Raw genomic sequence first — 7,859 nt, 5'->3', positions numbered from 1 at the left:
TTCGGCCCACCACGGACTCACCCCCGCCGAGTTCGCCCTACAGTGGACCACGACCCACCAACCTCAAGCCGCATAGCGACTGGACCATCGAATGGGTCCCCCTCACCCGGTCCGAACAACTCGACATGCTCGGCCTTCGTCCCGAAGACCTACGGGTACTGATCAGCACTATCCGCGATGCCTCACAGGACTGGACTGATAAATCCAAATGCGCGGAAGATGTTCGTAAGTTAGTCCGGCACTTCGCCGACGGACTCCCGCTGTCGCTTCACCCACAGTTCACAAGGCGAACAGTGGTCAACGACAAGCTCTGGAACTTCTGGACATCACGCATTGGCGGCATGATCACCGTCACCGACGCAGATCCCGTTCGTTGGACACATATACATGGCGTCAAAGGCGACGAGTTCGATGCGGTGGTTTTGGCGATCTCCGATCCCGTAAGAGGTCAGCCACATGTGCTCGATGACTGGCACAACGGCCGCAATTCCGAACTCCGCCGCGTTCTCTACGTCGGCGCCAGTCGGGCCCGGAAGGTGCTCATACTCGTCATTCCACCAAATCGCCTCGACCAGCTCACTCACCTGCTCAGCACGTCCGGTGTGAAGCATGAGGTGACCGTCGCGATGTGAGAGGAGCCTGATGTACCTTCTCGAGTGCGGGTCTGTTTCCCGAGCAGCCCACGTCACGGGACTGCAGCTTCGCATTTCCCGGGACGGTTCATTTCGTCACTGTGACGTAACCAGCGATAGGCCCCCCTGGAAGGGGACATGTTGAGTGTCCGACTCTTCCTACGCGACGTACCGCTCGCACTCTCAGAACCCGAAGGACATGCGGGCCGCCAGGCCACACGAGCCTCATGTACACGCGGGGACTCGGGAGCAACACACTTTGTCACGGCCCGCTAATCTGACGAAATCACGGCACCGCGGATGACAATTCGCCGATCTCGATATCGGTTCACACTCGAGAATCCGCCTGTCTGCGAACTCGATAGGTATCAACGCCGATAAGATACATTATGTCAAGTAAGCCCCTGCATATTGCATCAGATGCAACACGTGGCCTGAGATCCGTCATTTGGATGTCAGTTGGCGACCTGGGGATTCGTCACTCGTGTCAGTAGCGCTCGTCACCGGAGTCATCTACCCGTGCGTATCTCGAGCGCGCACCGCCACCCTGACTCTCGATCTGTAGATCAGCGGATGCCTTCGGCCGCCAGGCCCTCGCGCTGCTGGGTGGCGTCGATGCTGAATGCGCCGCCGTGGATCAGCTCACCGAGGCCACTACCGAGGCATTCCAGCAGTACCCCGACTACGCGGTGATCACCAGTTTTCCTGGCCTGGCTGACCTCTCCGGCGCTCGGGTGCTCGGCGAGATCGGCGACGACCGCGAGCGGTTCACCGACGCCCGTTCGCTGAAGGACCTACGCCGGTTCTGTGCTGATCACGCGGGCCTCCGGGCGCAGCATCTCGATTACCCGCCGCGTGGTGAAGAACAACCGACTCAACGCTGCAGGATTCCTTTGGGCGTTCGCCGCGATGGCGAAAGCCGGCGCACCCCAAGACCATTAACGCCGAGGACGCGACCGCGGCGATCGGCACGCCGCTGCGCTTCGGCACCTCTTCGACCGCTTGCTCGGGCAGCTCCACTACTGCTTGCAAACCGGTCAGCACTACGACCCGATCAAGGCGTTCGGGCCCGCTCAGGACGCGTCCTTCGAGATCGCGGCTTGACCTCTTGGTGTGATCGGAGGTCTTCTTCGGCGCGTTCAAGACCGATATCGACGCCGAACTCGCCCAGCTCGGCCCGACCGGGTACCGGCCCTTGTGGGTGCGCGACACCCTGTTCTGAGTCAGCAGCACGGCGCCTCGCCGGCCGGGTCGATGAGCGCCTCGGCCAGTGGGCGTGCGAGCTGGGTGTAGGCGTCGGCGACCGGTAGCACGGTCATCCCAGGATGCTCGGATCGCCACTGCTCGGCGGCGTCGGGAGTGGCCAGGAACATCTGCGGATTGCAGCAGGTGGCGCGGACCTGCCCGCCCCGGATCCCGGCGGGGTCGACGAAGGCCACCATCGCGGCGGCCGGTTGCAGGTCGGTGACTCCCGTGACTGGATCGACGGTCAATCGCACGGCGCTGACGGTAACCGGGCACTCGGATTCGACGTGTGCGCTCGCCCCGATCACGGCGGGGAAGACGAGCGTGTCGGGCGCACACCAGGTGTAGAGCTGATGGCCTGCGACGGTGAATCGGTGCGGGGTCGGATTCAGGGTCAATCCCCACCCGAGGACCCGGCCCTGCTCGTCGTATTCGATGTCGGCGCCGATCGGTGTCTCTTCGAGATCTCCGGCGTCGACACCGGCTGCGGCCGCCAACTCCGTGACGGTGACCGGCGCTCCGTGGGCCAGCAGCCGCAGCGCGGCCCGCAGCAGCGCCCGGTCACGGTCGGCTGGTGCGATCGTGGCGAAAACGTCGGCGGGAATGGAGTCGGTGCTCATGAGAGTCAGCCTTTCCGAGAATGCGTCGGGTGCGATGTCGATGACGGTAGGGTCTGCCCCCGGGGGCAGAGTCAAGCCCGCGTCGGGCATCGGCACGGACCTCGGTCCAGCACACATCGTCGGCGGCCCACCGCGCACGGTGGATGCTGGTGAAGTCGTCGATGCGGTCGAGGATCTGCTGGGCGTCGCTGATCCGGCGGTGCAGCCGCTGTCGCGACCGCTCCAGTAGCTCGGCCAGACGCGCGCCGACCGCTCCGTCTCCACTATCGACGGCGTCATCGGTGAGCTGGCAGATCTCGGCGATGGTGAGCCCAAGCCCGCGCAGCTCGCCGATGAACCGCACACACCACAGTGCGTCATCGGTGTACAGGCGGTAGCCGGCCGCGCTGCGCCCCAGGGTGTGGATGAGCCCGAGGTCGGTGTATTCACGCAACGCCTTCACCCTCACCCCGGTCCGCGCCGACAACACGCCGATCGTCATGTGCCCGTTCATCTCGGCCTTTCCTGGAGGAGATCGTCAGCCTGCGCAGCAGGACAGTTTCGTCACGTCGGTGGTGAAGGTCTGGGCGGTCAGTTTCAACGCTTCGGCCATGGTCAGATACGGCGCCCAGCTGTGGGCGAGCCGGTCGACGGTCATACCCGCGGTCATCGCGTATCCGGCGGCGGTGATCAGGTCTCCGGCACCCTCGGCCAGCGCGTGCACGCCCAAGATCCGGCCGGTATCGGCGTCGGCGACGATCTTGGCCAGGCCACGGGTATCGCGGTTGACCAGCGCCCGCGCCACACTCGACAACGCCAGCGTCCGGCACCGGCACCGGTATCCGGCCGTCACCGCCTCGGCCTCGGTGAGCCCCACGGCGGCGATGGCGGGGCTGGTGAACGTCAGCCGCGGCACTGTGGCGTAGTCCAGGACCCGATCCGCGTCGGCGAACGCGTTGTCGGCCACCAGCGTTCCCTGCGCGGCGGCCACATACACGAACTGCGGGCCCCCGGCCACGTCCCCGGCCGCCCAGATCCGGGCATTGTCGGTGCGCTGACGGTCATCGACGATCACCGCGCCGCGCCCGTCGACACCGACCCCGACCGCCTCCAGGCCCAGCCCCGCGGTGTTCGGGCGGCGACCGGTCGCGACCAACACGTGTTCGGCCCGCAGCTCGCTGACCCCGGCCCGAGTGCGCACGCTCACCAGCTTGTGGCCGCCACCGGCCAGGACCTTCTCGACGGTGGCCGCGGTCAACACGGCGATATGCTCATCGGCGAAGACAGCCTCGATCGCGGCCGAGATTTCCGGTTCCTCGCCCGGCGCCAGCCGCCCCAGGGCCTCGATCACCGTCACCCGGGTGCCGAGGCGGGCGAACAACTGGGCTTGTTCGAGCCCGACAGTGTTGCCGCCGATCACGATCAGCGACTCCGGGAGCCGCTTCAGGTCCATGGCGGTGGTCGAGGTCAGATACCCGGCCTCGACCAGACCGTCGATCGGCGGGATCCACGGCGTCGCACCGGTCGCGATCAGGTAATGGCCAGCCTCGATCACCCGGGTCCCGCCGTCGTTCGCTCCGACCCGCAACCCCGGCGCCGCACTCGTGCCGTCGAACACTGCCGTGCCGGAGACGATCTCCCACCCGTACTCGCCCGCCAGCTCGATGTACTTGTTTGCCCGCAGCTGCGCGACCAGCGCGTCCTTACCGGCGATCAGGCCCGGAAAATCCAGCGGCACCGCAGCGGCACCCAGGCCGGGAAACCGGTCGGCGGCGGCTGCGGCGTGGCGGGCCTCCGCGGCGGCCAGCAACGTCTTCGACGGCACACACCCGACGTTCACGCAGGTGCCACCGACGGTGTCGCGCTCGATCATCACCACGGACCTGCCGTGGCCGACCGCGGCGATAGCGGCGGCGAACGCCGCCGAACCGGACCCGACGATCGCCAGATCCGGACGGGATTGTGTCGTGGCCACGCCTGCCTCCTGAGGGGTTGAGCAACCGCGTCGCCAGCCAACGGCTGCTATTCGCATTGACGAATACCTACAGGGCTCATACTATGCGCTTAAGCGAATAGTTCAAGTGGTGTGGAGGTGCCCCATGTCCCGGTCCACGACCGCCGTGCCCGGCGACGAGCTGGCGTGCACACATCTGGATACGACGGCGAAGTTCTTTCGCGCCCTGTCGGATCCGACCCGGTTGAAGCTGCTGGAATACATCCTCGCCGGCGAACGCACCTCGGCCGACTGCGTCGCCCACGCCGGCATCTCCCAGCCGCGGGTGTCGGTGCACCTGTCGTGTCTGGCCGATTGCGGATACATCGTCGCGCGCCGCGACGGCAAGAAGCTGCGGTACACGGTCGGAGACCCGCGCGTGGCCGAACTGGTGCTGCTCGCCCGGTTGCTCGCGGCCGACAACGCCGCCGCCCTGACGTGCTGCACCCGCATCGACCAGGTACCGGACGGTGACCGGACATGAACGCCCTCGACAGCCCTCACGTCTCGGCAGCCGCTCACCGTCGGCGGGTTCACCGCGGCTGGGACTGGGTGTCAAGCTCGCCGAGGTCGATGCCGAGCTCGCCGAACTCACCGCGGTCCGGCGACACCCTGGCCGCCGCGCTGGCGGCCGGACGCGAAGACCTGCTCGAGCGCAGCGAATCCCCCTGCTGCCCTGTCCCATCGACACCGAACCCAGCGCCAGGCAGCGGTGGCTCGGCGAGCTGCGGGGGAGGCCGTTGTGGCTGCTGCGACCTAGACACGCCGCTGGCGGGCTTGCATCGGGACCGCGGCACTGCTGCCTGGGCTGTTGCGCGGTGGTGCCCCGCTGCTGATCGCGGCCGTAGCACTGAGCAGCGGCACGCTGCTGGTGAGCCTGTCATGGCTCCAACCGCTCGGATTCGCCCATCGGACTCGGGCTCCTCGGACTGATCTGGTCCCGCCAATGACTCGCGCCCGCGGCTGCGATGAGGGCTGCGCAGCCACACCTTCCGGCGACGCGGGCACTCCGGCCCGCACCACCGCCGCGACCTGGCTCAGGCCGTCACCGAGTTTGGCGCCTGCGAGGCCACCACGGTGATCAGCACCGTAGCCATCAACGGCGCCATCGCCGGTGCTCACCGCGCGCCGAGACCCGCTGCCCGGTCCCGGCGCGCGGTACACCTGGGGTGAGCCACGCCAGCGTCAGTGGGATGACGATCAACACGAGGAACGCTTCCAGGAACGGTCCGGCCTCCACGAACTCGGCCAGATCCGACGTAGAGCCGCAGCTGGTGGCAGGGACACCGCTCCGCCGCGCCAGCTGGGTAATACGCATCATCACCACCCCGCGACCCTGAACCTTCGACTCGACTCGAAGGTCAGACCGGCCGTGACGGTTGCCCCCGAGGGCGGTGTGGCCCCGGCGGCCGGTCCCGTGTCCGCGACGAATCAACCTGGTCTGATCGCCGCGCTACTCAGCGGCGGCCCGTAGTGCGCGAGTGTTGGGTGGGCGAAACCTGAGGGCGGGCAGCCACCAGTTCCAGCCGCCGAGCAGGCGCATGAGGGCGGGGACGAGGACGAGGCGGATGAGGACGGCGTCGATGGCGACGGCGACGGCAAGGGCGAGTCCGAGTTGTTTGAGTTCGAGGATGTCGGCGGTGAGGAAGCTTGCGAAGATGGCGATCATGATCGCGGCGGCCGCGGTGATGGGGCGTGCGGTGTGGGTGAGCCCGGCCGCGACGGCGCGCTGGTTGTCGCCGCTGGCGTCCCAGTATTCGCGGATGCGACGAATCAGGAAGTCCATCGAGAGCCCGAACAGTAGCGCGAACACCACGGTGGGTAGGTAGACCTGCACGAATCCGGGGCTGGTGAAGTCGAGGACGTTCTCGCCCAGACCCCACTGGAACACCGCGACGGTGATACCGAGGGCGGCGCCGGTGGCGCGCAGGTTCATCGCGATGGCCTTGAGGGGTAAGGCGATACTGCGGAAAGCGGCGATGAGGAAGACCAGCGAGGCGGTCAGCACCAGGGCTACGACCAGCGGAAGTTTGGTGGTCATTTCGTCGGAGAGATCGACGAATTCGGCGGTGCTGCCGCCGATGCGGATCTCGGCTCCGGCTGCGCCGGCGGCTGTGTTGCGCAGGTCGCGGACGAGGTCGGTGGCGGCCATCGAGTCGAAGGTGACCGAGGGGATCGCCATCGCGAGCATTCGACCGTCATTGAGCTGGGCGGGCAGGACGGTGTCGATGCGGGCGTCGCCGTCGATCTCGGTCAGGAATCGGTTGACCCGTGCTTCGGCGTCTGCGGTGAGTGGGGTGTCGCTGGGGCCGGTGGCGATGATCTCGACCGGGGAGAGTGCTCCGGGCGGGAAGTTGGTGTTCAATGCGGTGCTGGCGCGTCCGGTCGGGGTGTCGTCGAGGGCGGTGGTGCCCATGTCGAGGCCGTAGCGGATCCCGAATACCGGCAGCGCGGCGAGGACCAGCACCGCTGCGGCCGCGGTGCCGAAGAGGACGGGTCGGCGCATGACGAGGTACGCCCAGCGCGCCCAGCGGCCACCGAGAACGCCGGGAGCGTCGGTGGCGCTGTCGGCAGGGCGCCAGCGGGCCGGGAGACTACCGCGGTTGACAGCCGGGCCCAAGGCGGCGAGCAGGGCGGGTAGCAGGGTGACGGCGACGGTGAGCATACTGGTGACGGCGGTGGCGACGCCGATGGCGATGCCACGGAAGATCGGTGCCTGGATGATGATCAACGCGCACAGCGAGATCATCACCACCAAGCCCGAGACCAGAATCGTTTTGCCTGCTGTGGCGAGGGAGCGACCGACGGCGCCGCTGATCGCGGCATGGTCTGGCCCGGTGTGGTGGGTGAGTTCTTCGCGGAAGCGGCTGACGATGAACATCGCGTAGTCGATACCGACGCCGAGGCCCACCATGGTGGCCATGGCCACGGTCAGCGAATCGAACGCGGTCACAGCAGTGAGGGTGAACAACACTCCGACCGCGGTCAGCATCCCGGCGATGGCCACTGCGATCGGGACCGCCGCTGCGGCCAGGGCGCCGAGGGCGAGGACGAGCAGGACCAGCGCGACCGGGATGCCGATTGCCTCGGCGCGGGCCAGGTCGGCGTTCTGCAGTTCGGTGGCCGCGTTCTGTACCGCCGAGTACCCGGTGACCCCTACGTCGATGGAATCGTCGCCGGTGGTGGCGATGGCGTCTTGCAGGTCGCGCGCGACTTTCGCGCGTTCGGCCATGTCGCCGTCCATGCCGGCGAGCGCGATCGCGACGTGACCGTCGGCCGAGATCTGGAGCGTGTCAGATGGTTTGTGTGAGGTAGCGGTGCTCCTGACTGAAAGCCGAGACACTGATGACTGTGGTGGACAAGAAACTCGAGCGTGACCAACGTCGCCGG

At 67.2% G+C, this 7,859-nt stretch carries 7 protein-coding genes; 2 read left to right on the top strand and 5 right to left on the bottom strand.

Annotated features, from left to right (window positions below):
* The coding region (locus IEW22_RS19300; protein ID WP_229742918.1) for a 3'-5' exonuclease at positions 1-632 on the top strand (632 nt) is incomplete at its 5' end.
* A gap of 1,223 nt (positions 633-1,855) precedes the next feature.
* On the opposite strand, the gene merB is transcribed toward IEW22_RS19300, so the two are convergent.
* From merB to merA, 3 genes are read right to left on the bottom strand one after another with little or no spacing between them, the layout of a single operon-like run.
* The gene (merB, locus tag IEW22_RS19295) at positions 1,856-2,497 is read right to left on the bottom strand and encodes an organomercurial lyase MerB (protein WP_005179592.1); all 642 of its coding nucleotides are present in this window, start codon (positions 2,495-2,497) and stop codon (positions 1,856-1,858) included.
* Positions 2,439-2,990, bottom strand: a complete 552-nt coding sequence (locus tag IEW22_RS19290) for a MerR family transcriptional regulator (RefSeq protein ID WP_005179589.1) — start codon at positions 2,988-2,990, stop codon at positions 2,439-2,441. The genes merB and IEW22_RS19290 overlap by 59 nt, the downstream gene beginning before the upstream one ends.
* Before the next feature lie 24 nt (positions 2,991-3,014).
* The gene (gene merA, locus IEW22_RS19285) at positions 3,015-4,451 is read right to left on the bottom strand and encodes a mercury(II) reductase (RefSeq protein ID WP_007240196.1); all 1,437 of its coding nucleotides are present in this window, start codon (positions 4,449-4,451) and stop codon (positions 3,015-3,017) included.
* Between the two features lie 124 nt (positions 4,452-4,575).
* Between merA and IEW22_RS19280 the strand changes: the two genes are divergently transcribed.
* On the top strand, positions 4,576-4,953 hold the full coding sequence (locus tag IEW22_RS19280; RefSeq protein ID WP_005179587.1) for an ArsR/SmtB family transcription factor: 378 nt from the start codon (positions 4,576-4,578) through the stop codon (positions 4,951-4,953).
* A gap of 612 nt (positions 4,954-5,565) precedes the next feature.
* Here IEW22_RS19280 and IEW22_RS19275 read toward each other — a convergent pair.
* Together IEW22_RS19275 and IEW22_RS19270 are read right to left on the bottom strand one after the other, a co-directional pair.
* Positions 5,566-5,787, bottom strand: a complete 222-nt coding sequence (locus tag IEW22_RS19275; protein WP_005179582.1) for a hypothetical protein — start codon at positions 5,785-5,787, stop codon at positions 5,566-5,568.
* 135 nt (positions 5,788-5,922) lie between these two features.
* Positions 5,923-7,812, bottom strand: a complete 1,890-nt coding sequence (locus IEW22_RS19270) for an MMPL family transporter (protein WP_229742917.1) — start codon at positions 7,810-7,812, stop codon at positions 5,923-5,925.
* Positions 7,813-7,859: the final 47 nt, after the last annotated feature.

This window comes from Gordonia jinhuaensis (assembly GCF_014639795.1).
GTDB lineage: Bacteria > Actinomycetota > Actinomycetes > Mycobacteriales > Mycobacteriaceae > Gordonia_B > Gordonia_B jinhuaensis.
The sequence above is the reverse complement of the archived record's forward strand: the minus strand, read 5'-3'. Positions and strand labels throughout refer to the sequence as shown.

Coding starts and splice junctions, on each gene's coding strand:
- IEW22_RS19290 (WP_005179589.1), bottom strand. CDS start 2,990: ATGAACGGGCACATGACGATCGGCGTGTTGTCGGCGCGGACCGGGGTG.
- IEW22_RS19275 (WP_005179582.1), bottom strand. CDS start 5,787: ATGCGTATTACCCAGCTGGCGCGGCGGAGCGGTGTCCCTGCCACCAGC.
- IEW22_RS19280 (WP_005179587.1), top strand. CDS start 4,576: ATGTCCCGGTCCACGACCGCCGTGCCCGGCGACGAGCTGGCGTGCACA.
- merB (WP_005179592.1), bottom strand. CDS start 2,497: ATGAGCACCGACTCCATTCCCGCCGACGTTTTCGCCACGATCGCACCA.